Here is a 19,382-nt window from a genome sequence, read left to right as displayed (position 1 = left end):
TTCATCCGGTGTGGACGCGCCTTGGGCACAAGGCCGGCGTGTGCAACTATTGCACAGTTGAAGGGAGGCCCTCATGAGTCAGACGGTCCAGCGAGCCATCGACATCCTGGAGTTCTGCAGCGTCCGGCCCCGGACCCTGCTGGAGATCGCGGACATGATCGGCGTGCACCGCACCACGGCGCTGCGCCTCGTGCAGACCCTGGCGGGCGGCGGGCTGATCCGGCGGGACGAGCGTGGCCTTTACGGGGTGGGTTTCCGGCTGGCCGCCCTGGCCGACTCGGCGCTCCGCCAGTTCGATCTGCGCACCATGGTGCACCCGTTCATCGTGGACCTGAGCGAACGCGTCGGGCAGACCGTGCAGTTCGCCGTCCCCGACGGCGACGCGGTGGTCTACGTCGACAAGATCGAACCGGCTGACTCCATCCACCTCGACACCCGCATCGGCGGGCAGGTGGTGGTGCAGACCGCCGGGGTGAGCAAGGCGCTGCTGGCCTTCATGGACCCGGACCAGCGGGACCGGATCGTGGACGGGATCACCTTCCGGCCCTTCACCTCCTCCTCGATCACCTCGCGTGAGGAGTTCCTGCGCCGCCTGGACGAGGTGCGGGACACCGGCTGGGCCTACGACGACGGCGAGTACGAGGAGATCTCCAACTGCATCGCCGCACCGGTCTGGAACCACGCGGGGACCGCGGCCGGCGCCATCTCGATCACCGCCATCAAGTCCCAGATGGACCTCACCCGGTTGCGGGAACTGCTCCCGGATCTGCTGGAGACCGCCCGCGCCGTGTCCGAGTCGCTCGGCTGGAGCCCCGCGGCGTCCTGAGCGGGCGTCTTCGCTGACTCCGCGACAGGGCGACTGAGCGACAAGGCGGCCGGGTGACGACGACGGCGACGCCCCGCACGGTGGTGGGGGCGCCGCCGTGCGGAGCGCCGCCGTCGTCGTCACTCAGCGTGTTCGCACGGCCCGGTCAGTAGGGTGGCTCGGTGAGCGCGCCGATCCGGAGCAGGACATTGCCGAAGCGGCGGGTGTCACCCGTGATGATCGCCAGGGCCAGGTCCTCGGAGCGGGCGAGCCGGTAGAAGTCCTCGCGGCTCACGAGCTCTGGGGGGACGCCGAGCAGGGTCCGCACCTCGTCCTGCACGGGGCTGGGCAGAGCGTCCTCTGAAGGGCGGATCTGCGTGGCGTGCTCGACCGGGATCACGCCCCGGACCACGTCCAGCACCTCCGGCACCGTGGGGGTCCCCGCGGTCAGGGCCAGGTGGACCGTCGGGGTTCCGGCGGCCACGGCGGTGGAGGCCGCGTAGTTCAGGTCCGCGATCAGCACGGTCGACTTGTGGCCCGCGCCCGCCAGGGCCGCCAGGACGACGGGGTGTTTGAGAGGTCCGCGGATCATCGGACGTACTGACCCCCGTTGATGTCGATCACCGTTCCCGTGACGAAGGCGGATCCCTCCCCGGCGAGCCAGAGCACGGCGTCCGCCACGTCGTCGGGGACGCCTGCCCGGCCCGCCGGGATGGTGGCGACGGTCGCGTTCTTCGAGTCCGCCGTCGTGAAGGTGTCATGGAACGGTGTGGCCTCGATGAAGCCGGGCGCCAGGGCGTTCACCGTGATGCCTTCGGGCGCGACCTCCCGGGCGAGCGAGCGGGTGAACCCGAAGATCGCGGCCTTGGACGTCGCGTAGGCGAGGGCGCCGGGATGCCCGCCGTTATGGCCGGCCAGGGAGGCGATGTTGATGATGCGGCCGCGGCCCTGGGGGAGCAGGGGCTTCAGGTGGTGGGTGATCAGGAACGTGGTGTCCAGGTTGACGCTGAGGATGCGGTGCCACATCTCCAGATCCAGTTCCCGGAGCGTGGCGCGCTGCACCAGGCCGCCGGCGTTGTTGACCAGGACGTCCAGCCGGCCGAACTCCCGGCCGACGGCGTCCGCCAGGTTCTTCACCTGGGTTTCGTCCGTGGCGTCGACCTGGAGAGCCAGGGGTTCAGCTCCGGAAAGCGCCCGGAGTTCGTCCAGGAGCGAGTCCTCCGGGGAGTGGCTGCGATAGGTCAGGGCCACCCGGGCTCCGGCGCGGGCCAGGGACAGGGCGATCCCGCGTCCGATGCCGATGCTGCCTCCGGTGATGAGGGCGGTGGTTCCGGCGAGCTGCTGCGTGGTCATGGTTTCCTCCAGATGGTGTTTCACGGGGTGGTCTGCGGGATGCGGGAGTTGCCCTCCGGACGCCGGTTCGCGTAGGCGTACACGAGCACGGCGGTCAGGGTGAGGCAACCGGCCAGGAAGGTGAGGGCGAGCTGATCGCTCCCGGTGGCCTGCTTGATGAGGCCCACGAGGTACGGGGCGACGAAGCCGCCGACGTTGCCCAGGGAGTTCATGAGGCCCAGGGCCGCGGCCGCCGTCGCGCCGGCGAAAGCCGCGGACGGGATGGACAGGAAGGGTGCGCCGGCCGAGAAGATCCCGACGGCGGCCACGGACAGCGCGGCCATGGCCCAGGCCGCGTTCACGGGCAGGAGATACGCCGCGCCGAGCAGTCCGACGGCTGCGAGCACCATGCTGAGCGATGCGTGCAGAGCCCGCCGCCCGGTGCGGTCCGCGCGCTTCGCCCACCAGTACACGAAGGGGATGGCGACGGCGTACGGGATCATGACCAGGAGGCCGAGCGAGGTGTTGTCCTTGACGCCCAGGCCCTTGACGATGGTCGGCAGCCACAGGCCGAGACCGTAGATGCCGCAGACCATGCCGAAGTTGAGCAAGCCGTAAGCCCAGGCCCGCGGTTCGCGGAGTCCCTGAAGGAACGAGTGCTTGCCCGGGAGGGCCTTGGCCGCGTACTCGGCGTCCATGGTCGAGGTCAGCCAGGCCTTCTCGTCCGGGGCCAGCCAGCGGGCCTCGGAGGGGCGGTCGGTCAGGAGGCGCGGCACGAAGACACCCAGCACCACGGCCGGGACGCCTTCGATGATGAACATCCACTGCCAGCCGGTGAGCCCGAGGAGCCCGTCCAGATTCAGGAGCGAGGCGGACAGCGGGGCGCCGAGCGCGTTGGCCACCGGCTGAGCCAGGATGAACAGGCCCAGAACGGCCGCGCGCTGAGCCGTGGGGAACCAGAGGGTGAAGTAGAACAGCACCGCGGGGAAGAATCCCGCCTCCGCAGCGCCGAGCAGGAACCGTGCGGTGTAGAAGGACGGTTCGTTCCAGACGAAGGCCATGGCGGTCGCCAGGATGCCCCAGCTGATCAGGATCCTGGCGATCCAGCGCCGGGCTCCGAAACGGTACATGCCCGCGTTGCTGGGGATCTCCATCAGGACGTAGCCGATGAAGAAGATCCCCGCTCCCAGGCCGTAGGCGGCGTCGTTGATGCCGAGATCGTGGGTGAGTGGTCCTTTGGCGAATCCGACGTTGTTCCGGTCCAGGAAGGCGATCAGATACAGGAGGACGATCAGCGGGACGATGCGCCACCGGACCTTCCTCAGGGTCCTTTCCGGCAGGGATCCAGGATCCGGCCGACGGGTGGCGGAAACGTTCTCCGGCACTGGGATGTTCATGATGACTCCTCGCTTCATTGCGCGGTCTCTGATGAGGCCTACATCACAGTAGCGATATATGCACTACATGTGCAAGATGTGCACACTAGGTTTTTTGGAGGCGTGATTCCGGGCGGCGCCGGGCGGGTGGTTCCGAAGCGCATGCCGGAGCGCGCTCGCCGAGCCGTTCGCCGAGCCGCTCGCCGAGTTCGTGAAACAGTGGGTTTCCGCCGAAACCGTGTAGTAAACACACGGTTTCGGCGGAAACCCACTGTTTCGGCAGGGAGGACCACAATGGATACCGTGCACACGCAGACCATGACCCCCGCCCCCAGCCGCACCCGTCTCGCATTCCTGGGGGTCTGTCTGGTGCTGATCGGCCTGAACCTGCGCACCGTGTTCTCGAGTTTCGCGGCGGTCCTCGTCGAGATCCGCGCCGCCGGCGCCATCCCGGAATGGGCCGTCACCGCCCTCACCACCGTTCCCGCCACGCTGCTCGGGGTCTTCGCCCCACTGGCTCCGGTCCTGGCGCGGCGGTTCGGCGCCGAACGCGTGCTGCTCGGGGCGATGGTGGTCCTCACGGGCGGTCTCCTGGTCCGTCCCGCGGACCTCGGAACCCTCGGCCACCTGCCGATGCTGCTGCTCGGAACGGCCTTGTGCGGCGCGGCCATCTCCCTGTGCAACGTCATCCTGCCGACCGTCGTCAAGCGCGACTTCCAGCACCGGCTCGGCCTCATGGGCGGCCTCTACACCACCGCCATCTGCGCGTCGGCGGCCCTCGGCGCGGGATTCACGTACCCGCTGTTCGAGCTCACCGGACAGTGGACGACGGCGCTGCTCGCCTGGGCGGCGCCGGCCGCCGTCGTCGCGCTCCTGTTCGCCCCGCTCGCCCTCAAGGCGCCGCACCACCGCGAGGCCGTCGACCATGACGGCGCGAATGTGTGGCGCTCGCCGGTCGCGTGGCAGGTCACGGCGTTCATGGCGCTCCAGGCGATGAGTTCTTTCAGCGTGTTCGCGTGGCTGGCGCCGGTGCTGCGCGACCGCGGGATCGACGGGAGCACCGCCGGGATCATGGTGTCCGTGTCGATCCTCCTGCAGATGCTCGGCTCCCTGGTGGCTCCCGCGCTCGCGGCCCGGTTCTGGGATCAGCGTGGAATCAACGTGGTGCTGGCGCTCATGACCGGGGCGGGGTTCGCCCTCAGCATCCTCGGCCCGATCGAGGGCATCTGGGCGTGGATCTCCCTGCTCGGACTGGGTCAGGGTGCCCTCACGGCCGTCGCGCTCACCCTGATCATGCTGCGCACCGAGGACCAGCACACCGCGGCCCGGTTGTCGGGCATGATGCAGGGCGTCGGCTACGGGGTTGGGTCGGTCGGGACGCTCATGGTCGCGCAGGTGCACCAGGCGACGGGCGCGTTCACCGTGGCCGGCTGGGTGTTCCTGGGCATCTCGGTGCTGGGCGCGGTCTTCGGCTACCTGGCCGGGCGACGTCGGCTGGTGGAGTAGGGCCCGGGGTCAGAGGTACGCGACCACGAGCCAGGCGAACATGAGACCCATCGCCACGCAGATGACCCACGCCGTGACGGCCGCCAGGTACCAGTGCTGCTGCACCTCCAGGCGGAAGCGCTCCTCGCTGCCGCGCGGGTGCCTCCGGAGCGAGCGTTCCGTGAGCGCGAGGACGGGGAGGAACAGCGCCATCAGCAGCAGGAAGGTGACGAGCTGGAGCGCGCCCCACAGCGACGCCGGTCCGATGCTCACGACGCCCAGCGCCCGCAGCACCAGCAACGAGACCTCCTGCGGTCCGCAGATCGCGAGGATTCCCGCCCCTCCGAGCAGCACCACCGCCGCCCGGGCGAAGCGCTGCGCGACGCTGAGCGGAACCTTCGGCGCCGGCGTCGTGGGTTCGGATCCCCAGGCGGTGACCTGGTCGGGGCGCCGACCGCGCTGGTGCCAGAACTGACGCAGGGAGCCGCGGATCGCGAGCGGCCACAGCACGACCGCGACGACGGCGGCGAGCTCCCACGCGAACACCTGGTTGGCGCTCAGGCCCCAGTCGAGGTGCTCGCCGAGGAACAGGAGCCCGATCCACGACCCGATGAACGCCGGCACCCCGACGACCACCGTCAGCATCAGCCACAGGATCTGCCGGACCGGGGAGGTGCCGGTGGCGGCTGCCGACGTGCCGTCGGGTCCGGGAGATGCGGGGATCATGGCTCCGATCCTAGTGACTGTGCGGGTCGCCCTCTGATCGACTGCTCCACAGGATGTCGTTCTCCCCGCGACACGCCGGGTTGGGAGTCTCGTGTGGAGCAGTCGATCGAAGGAGGGGCGGAAGCGGCGAGTTCGTGGCAGTACGCTGATCCCGTTCCTGGATTCCCGCGGGAACCCTACGGAAAGGCGCACGCGTGGCCGCATCACTGTCCTGGCGGGGCGTCCTGTACGCCGGAGGGCTGTCCGCCGTCGCCGGTTTCGTCGATGCGGTGGCGTACATCCACCTGGGCGGCTATTTCGTCTCCTTCATGAGCGGCAACACCACCCGGGCCAGTTCCGACCTGGTGCACGGCTCGTTCCTCGGCGCGGGCCTCGCTCTGGGACTGATCGGGTTCTTCACTCTGGGCGTCGTGCTCAGCACCCTGGCCTTCCGGCGCTCGGAGGCGCGCAGGTTGCCGGGCGTGCTCGGGCTGACGACGGCGCTGCTCGCCGTCGCGGCCGTCCTACCGCTGCTGTCGGCGGAGGCCGCCGTGCCTCCGCTGCTGGCCATGGCGATGGGCGTGGTGAACACGTCGTACACCCGCAACGGCGAGGTGAGCATCGCCCTCACCTACATGACCGGAACCCTGGTGAAGACCGGTCAGCATTTCGCGGCGGCTCTCACCGGAGCGCCGCACGGTCCGTGGCTGAAGTACCTGACCCTGTGGGGCATGATCTGCGCGGGAGCCGTCGTGGGCGCCGTCGCCTACCGCGTGACGGGACTGGGCAGCCTCTGGCTCGCGGCCGCCGCACTCCTGGCGTGGACTCTGCTCGCGCTCCGGCAGTCGAGGGTCTGAGCGGCCTCGTCCCTTCGCCTGCCCATCGACTGCTCCACAGGATGTCGTTCTCCCCGCGACACGCCGAGTTCGGAGTCTCGTGTGGAGCAGTCGATCGGGTTGTTCGAAGGGATCCGAGCCTACTCCCAGAGGACCGGCCCGCTGCCGGTGCGGCCCAGTTCGTCATCCGGGTTCTGGAGTGCGCAGCGTTTCAGGCTGAGGCAGCCGCAGCCGATGCAGGAGTCCAGGTCGTCCCGGAGGTGTTTGAGGGCGGCGATCCGGGCGTCGAGCTCTTCGCGCCAGAGGCGGGAGAGCCGGGCCCAGTCGCGCTTGGTGGGCGTGCGCTGCTCCGGGAGCGAGTCCAGTGCCGCGCCGATGTCCTTGAGTGCCATCCCCACGCGCTGTGCCGTGCGGATGAACGCGACCCGGCGGAGCGCGTCCCGGGAGTAGCGCCGCTGGTTGAGGCTGTTCCGCTCGGCCCGCAGCAGGCCCTGCCGCTCGTAGAAGTGGAGCGCGGAGACCGGCACGCCGCTGCGGGCGGACAGCTCCCCGATGCTCAGTTCGTGCTGTTTCCCGCCGTGGATCTGGGGCACGCGGATCCTCCTCCCTCTGGGCTTTGACCTCAACCATAGTTGAGGTCGTAGCGTCGGGACCATGGAATCCACTCGCACCTCCTCCAGCACCCAGGAGGACCAGATGCCGCCCGGCGCGCGACCGGAGACGGCGCCGGCCCGGACCCCGGGCGTGCTCTCTCCCGCCCACCTCCTCACGACGCTGGGGACCTGCGCCCTTGTGTTCCTCGCGGCGTTCGAGGCCATGGCCGTCACCACGGTCATGCCGCTCGTCGCCCGCGACCTCGACGGCAGCGCCCTCTACGCCCTCGCCTTCGCGGGACCGCTCGCCAGCGGCGTGATCGGCATGGTCCTGGCCGGCGCCTGGACCGACCGCCGAAGCCCGGCCCTCCCGCTCTTCGCGTCCACGGCGGTCTTCGCGCTAGGTCTCCTGGTCGCCGGACTGGCGGGGTCCATGCCGGTCTTCCTGGCCGGTCGGCTCATCCAGGGCCTCGGCGGAGGCGCGATCAACGTCGTGCTCTACGTGCTCGTCGCCCGCGCCTACCCCGCCGCGCTGCACCCCAAGATCTTCGCCGCGTTCTCGGCCGCGTGGGTGGTGCCGTCCATGGTGGGGCCGTTCGGCGCGGGACTCGTGGCGCAGTACATCAGCTGGCACTGGGTCTTCCTCGGCGTGGTGGTCCTCGTGGTGCCGGCGTTGCTTCTGCTGCTGCCCGCGCTGCGGCGACTGGCCGCCCAGCCCGCGCACGACGACGCCGGCCCGGCGCCCGCGGACGCGTCGCCGGAGGAGGCGGGGGACGGCGTCGTCGGCGGTCAGGCGCCGGACGGAACCGCGGCCGGCGGCGGCGAGGAAGGCTCCCGGCCGTCCACCAAACCTCTGTCCACCGGCCGGCGCCTGGCGGTGGCCGCCGTGGTGGGCGTGGCCGTGCTGGGGCTGAACCTGTCGGTGGAGACCGGCCAATGGGCGGTGCCGGTGGCGGTGCTCGCGGCGGCCGTCGCGCTGCTCGCGGTGCGGAGGCTCCTGCCGGCCGGCGTGCTGCTCGGTCGGCGCGGCCTGCCGTCGGTGATCCTGGTGAAGTTCCTGATCGCCGCGGCGTTCTTCGGGGCCGAGGTCTACGTTCCGTATCTCCTCATGGACCGGCATCATTTCGCCCCCGCCACTGCCGGCCTGGCCCTGACGCTGTCCGCGGTGGCGTGGTCCGTCGGTTCGGCGATCCAGGGGCGGCTGTCCACCGGCCTCTCGAACGTGGGCGCGGTGTGGCTGGGTGCGGCGTCGCTCGCGCTGTCGATCCTGATCGTGCTCACGGCCACGTTCGGCGGCCTGCCGCCGGCGGTCATCATCGGGGGCTGGATCCTGGCGGGCGGCGGCATGGGGCTGATGAGTCCGCGCCTGAGCGTGATGGTGCTGTCGTATTCGACCCCGGGCAATCAGGGGTTCAACGGATCCGCGGCGAACGTGGCCGACTCCGTGGGCGCCGCGCTCTCCCTGGCCGCGACCGGTCTGGTGTTCCACCTGCTCGGAGCGGGTGGGGCGTTCCTGGGGGTCTTCGCGCTGACCGCGTGCGTGGCGCTGCTGTCGGTCGCGTGCGCGGGGCGGGTCCGGACGGAACGGTGATTCCTCGGAGGTGTCAGCCCGCCGGGACCGGGACCGGGGCGATGCGCGGCTTGAGCAGGCAGAACTCGTTGCCCTCCGGGTCGGCGAGGACGTGCCACGCCTCGTCGCCGGTCTGGCCGATGTCCGCGGGTCGCGCGCCGAGGGCCAGGAGTCGTTCGAGCTCGGCCTCCTGTTCCTGGTCCGTCGCGTTGAGGTCGATGTGCAGGCGGGACTTGCCCGGTTCGGGCTGATCCCGGTAGCTGAAGAACAGGGTGGGCTGCGAGCCGCCGAAGCCGTCCCGCGCGCCGATCTCCACGGACCCGTCGTCCTCCCGGCCCAGGACCACGAAGTCCAGAACCTTGCACCAGAAGTCGGCGAGGACCTCGGGTTCGCGGCAGCCGAAGACGAGTTCACTGATGCGGCAGGCCATGGGGGTGTTCTCCTGTCTGAAATGCGGTGATGTGGTCCCAGCCTAGGCGGGAGCGCGGCGATGCGGAACCCGCCCGGCCCACCTCGCGCACAGCCGAGCCGCCGACGTCGGCCGTCCGCTGCCGCCGCGGGTTTCCCCGCCCAAGTGGACGGTCCCCGGCGCCACAGCGCGGGGGAATGTCCGGAAGGGCGGGGAAAAGCGATCCGGCACGTCCGGGAAGCCGCTTCGGCGCCGGAGAATTCCACCCCCGCTGTGCACTCGTGTTCGGTTGACTGGACGGCGTTCCCCGGACGTTGGCACGCGGCTCGGGCAGGCGCTCAAATAGGTGCTGTGCCATCTGCCGCCCCCTCCTCCCACCACGGTGTTTTCAGCCCTCCGTACACCCTGACCAGCCTGGGTCTGCTGGCCCTCGTGGTGTTCAACGCGTTCGAGTCGATGGCCGTCACCACGGTCATGCCCGTGGCGGCCCAGGAACTCGGCGGGCAGCAGCTGTACGCCCTCGCCTTCGCCGGTCCGATGGCCGCCAGTGTGATCGGCATGGTCCTGGCGGGCAGCTGGTCCGACCGCCGCGGGCCCGTCGGCGCCATCTACGCCTCGGTGGCCCTCTTCACGGTCGGACTCGTGATCGCGGGCACGGCCCCGACCATGGAGCTGCTGGTGCTGGGCCGGATCGTCCAGGGGTTCGCGGGAGGGGCCAACGGCGTCGCCCTGACGGTTCTGGTCGGCAAGGCTTATCCCGCCGATCTGCACGCCCGCATGTTCGCCGCCTTCGCCGCGGCCTGGGTGCTGCCGTCGATCCTCGGCCCGTACATCGGCGGCCTGGTGGCCCAGGTGGCGAGCTGGCACTGGGTCTTCCTGGGAGTCCTGATCCTGGTGGTGCCGGCCCTGCTCGGACTCGTGCCGGCGCTCCGGAGGATCAGCCGCGACCAGCAGCACGCCGCACCGAACCGTGCCGGCCCGTATCCCTGGGGCCGTCTGCTCTGGGCCGTGCTGGCCGCCGCGAGTGTCATGGGGCTGAACCTCAGCAGCGAGGTTCCGCTGGTCGGCTGGGTGCTCGCCCTCGCCATGGCCGCGGTCTGCATCCTGGCCATCCGACCGCTCATCCCGCGGGGCACGCTCACGGCGCAGCGGGGACTCCCGAGCGTGGTCCTGACCCGCGCCATCGGCTCCGCCGCGTTCTTCGGCACCGAGGTGTACCTGCCGAAGGTCCTGTTCGAGATCTACCACTTCGAACCGTCGTTCGCGGGCCTGGCCCTGACCTGCAGCGCGGTCTCCTGGGGCATCAGCTCGGGGATCCAGGGCCGGCTCGGCGCCGCGCGGTTGCCGCATCACCGTGCGGTGCGGATCGGCTCGGCGATGGTGGCCGCCGTCGTCGTCGGGATCTTCCTGGTCATCCTGTTCCAGGGGCCCGCCTGGGCGCTGATCGCGGTGTGGCTGTTCGGCGGGGCGGGCATGGGGCTCATGTTCCCGCGCCTGAGCGTCATGGTGCTGGCGCTGTCGCGACCGGGGGAGCAGGGCTTCAACAGCTCCGCCCTCGCCATGGCGGACTCCCTGGGGAACGCCCTCTGCGTCGCGGTCTCCGGGCTGGTCTTCGCGGCCCTCCTCGGTTCCGGGAACGCCTACGCCGGGGTGTTCGCGGTGGCGGCGGCCTGCGGGGTGGCGATGCTGCTGATCGCGCCGCGGACACGGGCACTGGTAGACTAGTACGTCTGGCCTGTGCGATTCAGCACGTGAGCCACGCTGCCTGAGGACTTTCTTCCCTATGACTTCTTTTTCTTCCCTTGGCGTGCCAGCCGGGATCACTTCCGCGCTGGCCACCCTGGACATCACCGAACCCTTCCCCATCCAGGTCAAGACCCTGCCGGACACGCTGGCCGGCCGGGACGTCCTGGGCCGTGGCCAGACCGGCTCCGGCAAGACGCTCGCTTTCGCCATCCCGCTGGTGACCCGCCTCGCCGGTGACGCGGACGACGACGGCGCTCGCCGTCGCGCGTCCGGCTCCCGGAAGCCGCGCGGCCTGGTGCTGGCCCCCACACGCGAACTGGCCACCCAGATCGACCGCACGGTAGCTCCCCTCGCGGAGGCCCTGGGCCTGCGCACCACCGTGATCTTCGGCGGCGTCTCTCAGACGCGCCAGGAGAAGGCCCTGGCGGCCGGCGTCGACATCGTCATCGCCTGCCCCGGCCGTCTCGAGGACCTCATGAAGCAGGGCATCGTGTCCCTGGACCAGGTGAGCATCAGCGTCCTGGACGAGGCCGACCACATGGCCGACCTCGGCTTCCTCCCCGTCGTGCGCCGCATCCTGGATGCGACGCCGGCCGGCGGCCAGCGCCTGCTGTTCTCCGCCACGCTGGACAACGGCGTGGACAAGCTGGTCAGCCGCTACATGCAGAAGCCGGTCACGCACTCCGTGGACGCTCCCAAGGCCGCTGTCACCACCATGGAGCACCACGTGTTCCTGGCGAAGGACAAGGACGCCAAGAAGCTCCTCATCAACGATCTGGCGTCCGGCGCCGGCAAGCGCGTGCTCTTCACGCGCACCAAGCACGCCGCCAAGAAGCTGGCCAAGGTGCTGACCGCCAACGGCATCCCCGCCGTCGACCTGCACGGCAACCTGTCCCAGAACGCCCGTGACCGCAACCTGGCGGAGTTCTCCTCCGGCGAGGTCCGGGTCCTCGTGGCCACCGACGTCGCCGCCCGCGGTGTGCACGTGGACGAGGTCGAACTCGTGATCCACGTCGATCCGCCCGCGGAGCACAAGGCGTACCTGCACCGTTCCGGCCGCACCGCCCGTGCCGGAGCCGAGGGCACCGTGGTGACCCTGGTCCTGCCGGAGGAGCGCTCCGAGGTCCAGAAGCTCCTCCGCGCCGCCGGCGTCAAGGCTCCGTTCACGCCCGTGGCTCCCGGCTCCGCCGAGATCCTCGACTTCGTGGGCGAGCAGGCCGAGGCCGTGGATCCCGCATCCCGCGCCGCCGTGGTGGCCGCCAAGGCCCCGCAGCAGGGTGGCGGCAAGTCCACCGGTGCGAACGCGCAGCGCAAGCGGGCCCGTCGTGGCGGCCAGGGCGGCTCCGCCGCTACCGGCTCCACCGGTTCGCGCAATGAGCGTCCCGCCCAGGCCCGTCCGGAACACGGCGCGCCTCGCGGCGAGCGTGCTCCTCGTGCTGAGCGTGCGCCCCGCGGTGAGCGTCCGGCTCGTGGCGAGCGGTCCTCCGCTTCGCGCACCGGTCAGCGGTCCGCCGCCCCGCGTGGTGGCAGCGCGACCGTGTGGTCCTCGAACACCGGGGGCGCCTCGGGCGGATCCTTCGGCTCCGGCGGTCAGAAGTCCGGCGCCGGCCGTCCGCCCCGCAAGGGTCCGCGCCGTGCCTCCGCCCCGGCGTCGAACGAGCGCCGCGGCCGCTGAGGCCTCCAGCCTTAGCCATCGACTGCTCCGTGGTTGTCGTTTTGAGCCTTCAAAACGACACCTATGGAGCAGTCGATGGGTTTTAAGGAGCTTTCACCAGCCCCGGGCGCGCCACTCGTCGAGGTGCGGGCGTTCGGCGCCGAGCGTCGTGGGGGCGCCGTGGCCCGGGTGCACCACGGTGTCGTCCGGGTAGACGTCGAAGAGGCGCTCGGTCACGTCGTTCAGGAGCGAGGTGAAACGGGCCGGATCCTTGTCCGTGTTCCCGACGCCGCCGGGGAAGAGGGAATCCCCGCTGAAGAGGTGCGCCGGGCCGGCGGGGTCCTGGTACACATAGGCGATCGAGCCCGGCGTGTGGCCCCGCAGGTGCACCGCGGTGAGCGCGAAACCGTCGAAGCCGGCCACGTCCCCGTGCTCCAGCGTGACGTCCACCGGGACGGGCAGCGCCGCGGCGTCGTCGGCCCCTGCGGCCGTGGGGGCGCCGGTGGCCTCGACGAGCCCGGGCAGCGCGCGCACGTGGTCCCAGTGCTGGTGGGTCGTGGCGATCAGCTTCAACTGGGGCGTGGCCTCGGTGTCGGCGGCCGAGTCCGCGAGGAGTGACTGAATCGCCGGCAGATCGTCGGCCGCGTCGATGAGCACCTGGTCACCGGAGGACCGCGAGGTCAGCAGGTAGACGTTGTTGTCCATCCCGCCGACGGAGATGCGCCGGATGGTGATGTCCTGGAGCGGATGTATGAGTGAGTCCATGCGCCCACTCTACGGAACGGGCACGACGGCGGGGCAGGCGTTGGTCAGGCCTGGGTCAGGCGCTGGTCAGGTGCCGCTTACGCGTCCGCGGGATCCGCAGGGTCGAGCGACACGATGGCCACGAAACCCCGGCCGAGCAGTTCGGGACTCGCCTCATCGGAGCCGACGACGGCGTCGTACCGGGCCAGCTCCACCTGCTCACCGCCGGACTCTTCGCCGCGCTCTTCGGCCACCGACGCCTTGCCCTCAAGCAGGATCGCGAGCTGGCCCTCGAAGATCGGATGCGCGCGCTTCTTCGACAGCTCGAGGATGGACAGGTAGCCCTTGAAGGCGCCGCGGCGGGCGATCACGTTCAGGTCCCGGATGTCCCCGGTCGGGAGTGCGGAGGAAGAGACGGCGTCGCCGGAGAAGCGGAACGGACGGTACCGCTCCATGGCGTGCTCCTCGCCGTCGACGGTCAGCACGAGCAGCTCGCCGTCGATCACCGAGATGACGCGTTCCATGCCCGGGAACGCGGAGAAGTCGCCGGCCTTGCCCACCTCGGCGATGCTGACGCGCCAGTCCCAGGAGCCGTCCGAGGCGCCGCGGGGGTGCCGTGCGATCTCCCGCGTGACACCGCCGCCGTTGCGCCAGGGCTCGGGCCGGATGCTGGAAAAGCGGATGATCTCCATGAGTTCCTCTCGTCCCGACCAGCCTAGTACGCCGGCGGGACCCGGGGGAGGCCGCGTCACCGGGACTTCGGTGAAGGGCACATCTTAGGGCCGTGCGGTGTCCTCTTGGTACCGTCAGAGGTGACAATCCACGTGGAGGACCAGTAGATGTTCGTGAAAGTGTGCGGCTTGAGCACGCCCGAATCGGTGCGCGCCGCCGTCGAGGCCGGTGCACAGGCCGTCGGTTTCGTGCTCACCCCGAGCCCTCGCGAAGTCAGCCCGGACCAGGTGCGGGCGCTGCTGGCCGAGGTCCCCGCCGAGGTCGCCGCCGTGGGTGTGTTCCGTCATGAGGACGCCGAACAGGCCGCCGCACTGGCCGAGGAGGCCGGCCTGAGCTGGATCCAGCTGCACGGCGAGCGGACTCCCCAGGAGGTCGACGCTTTGCAGGAACGCGGCTTCTCCGTGATCCGCGCCGTCCGCATGGACGACCCCGACCGCGTCTTCGCCGACTGGGGCGAGGAACTGTTGCTGGTGGACGCCTCCGTGCCCGGTTCCGGCGAGTCCTGGGACTACGCCTCCGTGCGCGAGCGCGGCCTGGACAGCCGGCGCTGGCTGCTGGCCGGAGGGCTCGACGCCGGCAACGTCGCCGCGGCCGCGGAGACGGCCGCTGCCTGGGGCGTCGACGTCTCGTCCGGCGTCGAGAGCTCCCGTGGCGTCAAGGACCTGGAGAAGATCCGCGCCTTCGTGGCGGCCGCGCTGGCAGGCTGACCGCCCTTACCCCGTTGCGTGCTCAGTTGTTGCGGGTGTTCCGCAGAAACACCCGCAACAACTGAGCACACAAGTCCGGTGAAGCGCTCGGTCAGCTCAGCTGGTGCCGGGGACTGTTCGGGTTCATGATCGAGTTCTTGCGGCCGTAGCCGAAGTAGATGATCAGGCCGATGATCAGCCAGATCCCGAAGCGCAGCCAGGTCTCCCAGTGCAGCTGCGAGATCAGGAACAGCGAGGCCGCGACGCCGATCAACGGCACCACGGGCATGAGCGGCAGGCGGAACTCGCGGGGCGCCTCGGGCCGGGTGTAGCGGAACGAGATCACCGAGATGCACACCACCACGAACGCGGCCAGGATGCCGATGTTGGTGAGGTCCGCGACCTGCCGGATCGGGAGGACGCCCGCCAGGAGGGCCGAGCCGATGCCGGCGATCCAGGTGACGCGCTGCGGGGTGCCGCCGTGGTCCACCTTGGAGAACCACTTGGGCAGCAGGCCATCGCGGCTCATGGAGAACCAGACGCGCGTGACGCCCAGGAGGAACGTCAGCATCACCGTCAGGATGGACAGCACGGCGAACGCGGAGATGATCGTGGCGATCACCGGCAGCCCCACATTGCTGAAGGCCGAGCCGAAACCGGCCTTGGGGTCGATGTCCTTGTAGTTCTGCATGCCGGTCAGGACCAGGGTGGCCAGGATGTAGAGCACCATCGCGATCACCAGGGAGAGGATGATGGCCTTCGGCATGTGCTTCTTGCCGTCCTTGGCCTCCTCCGCCGCGGTGCTCATGGCGTCATAGCCGAACACCGCGAAGAACACCGTGGCCGCGCCCGTGAAGACCGGTCCGAACCCGCTGGGCATGAACGGGTTGTAGTTGTTCGTGTTCACGAAGAACACTCCGAGTCCGATGATGAACAGGATCAGGACCACCTTGATGCCCACGGCGATCAGCTCGAAACGGCCGAACGTCTTGGTGCCGCGGCTCAGGATCCAGGTGACCAGCAGACACACGAGGATGGCCGGCAGGTTGATCCAGCCGCCCTTGCCCTCGTCGAAGGTGGAGGTCAGCTCGACGGGCAGCTGCATGCCGAGGCCGGCCAGGAAGAAGTTGAGATATCCGGAGATGCCGATGGCCACCACGGCCACGATCGCCACATACTCCAGGAGCAGGTCCCAGCCGATGAACCAGCCGATCAGCTCCCCGAGGGCCACGTAACCGTAGGTGTACGCGGAGCCGGCTTTCGGGATCATGCCGGCGAACTCGGCGTAGGACAGGGCCGCGGCGGCAGAGGCGAGGCCCGCGATGAGGAAGGAGATGAGGACCGCGGGGCCCACGCCCGGCGTCGTGTCGTCGCCGTGGGCCACGAGCCCTGCGAGCGAGAAGATGCCGACGCCGATGATGCCGCCGACGCCGATCGCCGTGAGCTGCCAGAGCCCGAGGGATCGGAAGAGTCCTCCTTCGGCGACCTCCTCATCCATGTCCTCGATGGGCTTTCGCCTCAGAACCGAGAACGGATTCGCTGTCTTTGCCATGCCAGACCTCATTTCTCCTGGGTCGTGGTCGGCGCCGGAGCACAGACCCTCCCTCGAACTATGCGCCTCGTTCAGAGCCGCGGGCAATCCCCTGGACCGTCTGACATCCGGAGCGTGGGTGCGGTGCAGGCCGTCAGATCGGGGGTTCAATCAGGGGGAACCCTGGGGGATTCTGCCAGGCATTCTTGGCAGACTGAAGTCATGAAGACCCTTCTTAACATCATCTGGCTCGTCTTCGGCGGCCTGTGGCTGGCGATCGGCTACTTCGCCGCGGGCCTGCTCTGCTGCGTGCTGATCGTGACGATCCCGTGGGGCATCGCCTCCTTCCGGGTGGGCGCTTACGCCCTGTGGCCGTTCGGCCGGACCGTGGTGGAGAAGCCGGGCGGCAGCAACGGTTTCGCACTCCTGGGCAATGTCATCTGGTTCCTGGTGGCCGGGCTGTGGCTGGCGATCGGCCACGTGCTGACCGCGATCCCCATGTTCATCAGCATCGTCGGCATCCCGCTGGGCATCGCGAATCTGAAGCTCATCCCGGTGTCGCTCATGCCGCTGGGCAAGGAGATCGTCCCCACGGACCGCCCGTTCGTCTCGACCTACCGCTGAGCCCGGTCCCGCTGAGCCGGGCCGCCGGCGCTTAACACTGGCGATATGCCTCCCGGAGTTGAGTGGATGCCATCCACCGACTTCTGGAGGCAGACATGTTCACCGTCCGACGACGCCGGGCCACCGCCCTGGCGATCTTCAGCGCCGCACTGCTGGCGGCCTGCTCCGCCGCTCCCGTCCTTCCGCGGCCCGGCGGAGGGCCCGGCGTCGCCGTCGCGGTCGGGTCCGGCGGCCAGACGACCGCGGAGGACGGCGCGATCCCGCTCGACCACCCTCTCGGGCTGGACAGCCGGGACGCCGCGATCTCCCGGCTGCGCCCGGAACTGCTCGTCGCCTTGCGGGAGGCGTCGGTTCACGCCGGAGCGGATGGCGTGACCCTGTCCGTGAGCAGCGGCTGGCGCAGCCCGAAGTACCAGGCACAGCTCCTGGCGGACGCGACCCGCAAGTACCGCTCGCAGGAGGAGGCCGCCCGCTGGGTGGCGACTCCGGAGACGTCGCCGCACGTCAGCGGGGATGCCGTGGACATCGCGGGGGAGGACGCCATGAGCTGGCTGGCCCAGCACGGGGCCCGGTTCGGGCTGTGCCAGATCTATTCCAACGAGCGATGGCACTACGAGTACCGGCCGTCCGCCCTGAGCGGCGCCTGCCCGCTCATGTACCAGGACCCCACTGAGGACCCGAGGATGAAGCGGTGATCCGGCGCGACGGCCGCCGGCCCGCGATGGCTAGACTCTGAGCATGCGGATCCTGATCGTCGAGGACGAGCCGTATCTGGCCGATTCCATGGCCGAGGGGCTCCGGCGTGAGGCCTTCTCGGTGGATGTGGCGTACGACGGCGCCACCGCGATGGAGCTGCTCGGCGTGAACGCCTACGACGCCGTCGTCCTGGACCGCGACGTCCCCGCCCCGAGCGGTGACGAGATCGCCCGCTGGATGGTGGCGGAGGGTCTTCCCGCCCGCCTCATCATGGTCACCGCGGCGGACCGGCTGGATGACAAGGTCAGCGGCTTCGAAACGGGCGTGGACGACTACCTGCCCAAACCCTTCATGCTCAAAGAGCTGACCCTCAGACTGCGGGCCCTGCTCCGGCGTCCGGGGGCGGCGCGCCCGCCGGTCCTGGAGAGCGCGGGTGTGCGTCTGGACCCGTTCCGGCGGGACGTGAGCCGCGACGGACGGCCCGTGGCCCTGACCCGCAAGCAGTTCGCGGTCCTGGAGCTGCTCATGCAGGCCGACGGCGGCGTGATCAGCGCGGAGGAACTCCTGGAGAAGGCCTGGGACGAGAACGCCGACCCCTTCACCAACACCGTGCGGATCACGATCTCCTCGCTGCGCAAGAAGCTCGGGGACCCCGGGCTGATCCACACCCTGGTGGGCGTCGGCTACCGCTTCGGTGAGCCGGCCGAGGAGGAGAGTCGATGAGTGACCGGCCTTCCGCGTCCGCCACCACCGCGCCGTCCCAGCCCCGGCCCCGGGGTCTCGGGCTCCGGCTGAAACTCACGCTGAGCTATGCGGCGTTCCTCTTCGTGTCCGGCTCGGGCTTCTTCGCCCTGGTCCTCCTGCTCCTGCGGTACCTTCCGGCGGGTTTCCTCGTGACCGTCGACGGCGGGTTCGCCCCGAGCCGCCGCGACCTCATGGAGGCGCTCCTGCCCAAGGCCGCCCTGGGGCTCCTGTTCTTCGCGGTGGTCGGGCTGGTGGGCGGCTGGCTGCTGGCCGGCGCGATGCTCAAACCGATCGGACGCATCCACGAGGTGGCGCTCGCCGTCCAACGGGGCGAGGTGGACCGGCGCATCCGGCTCGAGGGCAAGGGCGACGAGCTCCGTGAGCTGGCGGACTCGGTGGATGCGATGCTGGACCGGCTCTCGGCCATGCTGGACGAGCAGCGCCGATTCGCGGCCAACGCCTCCCACGAACTGCGGACGCCTCACGCTGTGATGGGCGGCATGCTGGAGCTCGCCGAATCCGACCCCGACGCCGTGGACGTCCCGCACCTGCTGCGCCGTCTGCGGGAGGTCAACACGCGGGCCACGGGCACGGTGGAGGCTCTCCTGGCGCTGACCAGGGCCGAAGGCTCCCGGCTCCTCCTGGAACCGTGCGATCTGGCGGAGCAGGCGGAGGAGTCGCTGGGTTCTCAGCGCGAGGAACTGGAATCCCGCCGCATCACCGTCCTGGCCGACTACGGCGGCGCCCCCGTGGAGGGGGACAGGGTCCTCCTGGCGCAGCTCGTGGGCAATCTGGTGCGGAACGCCGTGGTGCACAACCTGGCGGACGGCGGGGACCTGTGGCTCCGGACGGGCGAGGGCCCCGGAGGCGGGGCGTTCCTGGAGATCCAGAATCCCGGGGAAGCCGTCAGCCAGGAACTGCTGGGACACCTGACGGAACCGTTCGTGCAGGGCCGCGGACGGCAGGCCGGGCCAGGCCGCGGATCGGGGCTGGGGCTCGCGATCGTGGCGGCCATCGCCCAGGCTCACGGCGCGCGGCTGGATCTGACCGCGAGAACCGGGGGCGGCCTGCGCGTCCGGGTCACCTTCCCGCCGGCGGAGTGACGGCGGGGTCC

General features: G+C 70.1%; 20 protein-coding genes. 11 read left to right on the top strand and 9 right to left on the bottom strand.

What is annotated here, in order from left to right; genetic code table 11:
* The first annotated feature begins 73 nt into the window (after window positions 1-73).
* Complete coding sequence (locus P9849_RS14645) at window positions 74-826, top strand: IclR family transcriptional regulator (RefSeq protein WP_278267455.1); 753 nt, start codon at window positions 74-76, stop codon at window positions 824-826.
* 145 nt (window positions 827-971) lie between these two features.
* Here the strand turns inward: P9849_RS14645 and P9849_RS14640 are convergent, their stop codons facing one another.
* Genes P9849_RS14640 through P9849_RS14630 form a run of 3 tightly spaced genes read right to left on the bottom strand, consistent with a single transcriptional unit; the run spans window position 972 to window position 3,534 of the window.
* Window positions 972-1,397 carry an RbsD/FucU domain-containing protein gene (locus tag P9849_RS14640; protein WP_066216251.1) on the bottom strand — a complete coding sequence of 142 codons (426 nt, stop codon included), beginning with the start codon at window positions 1,395-1,397 and terminating at the stop codon, window positions 972-974.
* Window positions 1,394-2,158, bottom strand: a complete 765-nt coding sequence (locus P9849_RS14635) for an SDR family NAD(P)-dependent oxidoreductase (RefSeq protein ID WP_278267454.1) — start codon at window positions 2,156-2,158, stop codon at window positions 1,394-1,396. The genes P9849_RS14640 and P9849_RS14635 overlap by 4 nt, the downstream gene beginning before the upstream one ends.
* 20 nt (window positions 2,159-2,178) lie before the next feature.
* The gene (locus tag P9849_RS14630; protein ID WP_278267453.1) at window positions 2,179-3,534 is read right to left on the bottom strand and encodes an MFS transporter; all 1,356 of its coding nucleotides are present in this window, start codon (window positions 3,532-3,534) and stop codon (window positions 2,179-2,181) included.
* A 297-nt stretch (window positions 3,535-3,831) separates the two neighbouring features.
* On the opposite strand from P9849_RS14630, the gene P9849_RS14625 reads away from it, so the two are divergent.
* Window positions 3,832-5,019, top strand: coding sequence for an MFS transporter (locus tag P9849_RS14625; protein ID WP_243874913.1), 1,188 nt, complete (start codon window positions 3,832-3,834; stop codon window positions 5,017-5,019).
* Window positions 5,020-5,028: 9 nt separating this feature from the next.
* Here P9849_RS14625 and P9849_RS14620 read toward each other — a convergent pair whose 3' ends face one another.
* On the bottom strand, window positions 5,029-5,724 hold the full coding sequence (locus P9849_RS14620; RefSeq protein WP_278267452.1) for a hypothetical protein: 696 nt from the start codon (window positions 5,722-5,724) through the stop codon (window positions 5,029-5,031).
* A gap of 194 nt (window positions 5,725-5,918) precedes the next feature.
* On the opposite strand from P9849_RS14620, the gene P9849_RS14615 reads away from it, so the two are divergent.
* Window positions 5,919-6,560, top strand: a complete 642-nt coding sequence (locus P9849_RS14615; RefSeq protein WP_278267451.1) for a YoaK family protein — start codon at window positions 5,919-5,921, stop codon at window positions 6,558-6,560.
* Between the two features lie 119 nt (window positions 6,561-6,679).
* On the opposite strand, the gene soxR is transcribed toward P9849_RS14615, so the two are convergent.
* Window positions 6,680-7,195: a redox-sensitive transcriptional activator SoxR gene (gene soxR, locus P9849_RS14610; protein WP_278267450.1), complete on the bottom strand. Its 516-nt coding sequence runs from the start codon at window positions 7,193-7,195 to the stop codon at window positions 6,680-6,682.
* Here soxR and P9849_RS14605 point away from each other — a divergent pair.
* On the top strand, window positions 7,194-8,723 hold the full coding sequence (locus P9849_RS14605; protein ID WP_278267449.1) for an MFS transporter: 1,530 nt from the start codon (window positions 7,194-7,196) through the stop codon (window positions 8,721-8,723). The genes soxR and P9849_RS14605 overlap by 2 nt on opposite strands.
* Before the next feature lie 13 nt (window positions 8,724-8,736).
* Here P9849_RS14605 and P9849_RS14600 read toward each other — a convergent pair whose 3' ends face one another.
* On the bottom strand, window positions 8,737-9,132 hold the full coding sequence (locus tag P9849_RS14600; protein WP_208186987.1) for a VOC family protein: 396 nt from the start codon (window positions 9,130-9,132) through the stop codon (window positions 8,737-8,739).
* A 330-nt stretch (window positions 9,133-9,462) separates the two neighbouring features.
* Here P9849_RS14600 and P9849_RS14595 point away from each other — a divergent pair, with 330 nt between their 5' ends.
* Both P9849_RS14595 and P9849_RS14590 read left to right on the top strand, forming a co-directional pair.
* Entirely contained in the window at window positions 9,463-10,836 is a 1,374-nt protein-coding gene (locus P9849_RS14595; protein ID WP_278267448.1) for an MFS transporter, read from the top strand.
* 58 nt (window positions 10,837-10,894) lie between these two features.
* Complete coding sequence (locus tag P9849_RS14590; RefSeq protein ID WP_278267447.1) at window positions 10,895-12,532, top strand: DEAD/DEAH box helicase; 1,638 nt, start codon at window positions 10,895-10,897, stop codon at window positions 12,530-12,532.
* Window positions 12,533-12,625: 93 nt separating this feature from the next.
* Here P9849_RS14590 and P9849_RS14585 read toward each other — a convergent pair whose 3' ends face one another.
* Both P9849_RS14585 and P9849_RS14580 read right to left on the bottom strand, forming a co-directional pair.
* Entirely contained in the window at window positions 12,626-13,276 is a 651-nt protein-coding gene (locus tag P9849_RS14585; protein WP_278267446.1) for an MBL fold metallo-hydrolase, read from the bottom strand.
* Window positions 13,277-13,353: 77 nt separating this feature from the next.
* Window positions 13,354-13,947 (bottom strand): HutD family protein, encoded by a 594-nt coding sequence (locus P9849_RS14580; protein WP_278267445.1) that lies wholly within the window; start codon window positions 13,945-13,947, stop codon window positions 13,354-13,356.
* A gap of 147 nt (window positions 13,948-14,094) precedes the next feature.
* Here P9849_RS14580 and P9849_RS14575 point away from each other — a divergent pair, with 147 nt between their 5' ends.
* A complete protein-coding gene (locus P9849_RS14575; RefSeq protein ID WP_278267444.1) occupies window positions 14,095-14,694 on the top strand; it encodes a phosphoribosylanthranilate isomerase in 600 nt (199 codons plus the stop codon).
* A 91-nt stretch (window positions 14,695-14,785) separates the two neighbouring features.
* Here the strand turns inward: P9849_RS14575 and P9849_RS14570 are convergent, their stop codons facing one another.
* Window positions 14,786-16,225 carry an amino acid permease gene (locus P9849_RS14570; RefSeq protein ID WP_278267443.1) on the bottom strand — a complete coding sequence of 480 codons (1,440 nt, stop codon included), beginning with the start codon at window positions 16,223-16,225 and terminating at the stop codon, window positions 14,786-14,788.
* Between the two features lie 201 nt (window positions 16,226-16,426).
* On the opposite strand from P9849_RS14570, the gene P9849_RS14565 reads away from it, so the two are divergent.
* The 4 genes from P9849_RS14565 to P9849_RS14550 all read left to right on the top strand — a co-directional run bounded on the left by P9849_RS14565 (window position 16,427) and on the right by P9849_RS14550 (window position 19,371).
* A complete protein-coding gene (locus P9849_RS14565) occupies window positions 16,427-16,828 on the top strand; it encodes a YccF domain-containing protein (protein WP_066216274.1) in 402 nt (133 codons plus the stop codon).
* A gap of 95 nt (window positions 16,829-16,923) precedes the next feature.
* Complete coding sequence (locus P9849_RS14560; protein ID WP_278267441.1) at window positions 16,924-17,523, top strand: M15 family metallopeptidase; 600 nt, start codon at window positions 16,924-16,926, stop codon at window positions 17,521-17,523.
* Window positions 17,524-17,566: 43 nt separating this feature from the next.
* Window positions 17,567-18,247 carry a response regulator transcription factor gene (locus P9849_RS14555; RefSeq protein WP_278267440.1) on the top strand — a complete coding sequence of 227 codons (681 nt, stop codon included), beginning with the start codon at window positions 17,567-17,569 and terminating at the stop codon, window positions 18,245-18,247.
* Window positions 18,244-19,371, top strand: a complete 1,128-nt coding sequence (locus P9849_RS14550; RefSeq protein ID WP_278267439.1) for a HAMP domain-containing sensor histidine kinase — start codon at window positions 18,244-18,246, stop codon at window positions 19,369-19,371. The genes P9849_RS14555 and P9849_RS14550 overlap by 4 nt, the downstream gene beginning before the upstream one ends.
* Window positions 19,372-19,382 lie beyond the last annotated feature (11 nt).

This window comes from Arthrobacter sp. Y-9 (assembly GCF_029690065.1).
Taxonomy (GTDB): Bacteria; Actinomycetota; Actinomycetes; order Actinomycetales; family Micrococcaceae; genus Arthrobacter_E.
Note: the sequence above shows the minus strand (reverse complement) of the source record. Positions and strands in the feature narration are given on the sequence as shown.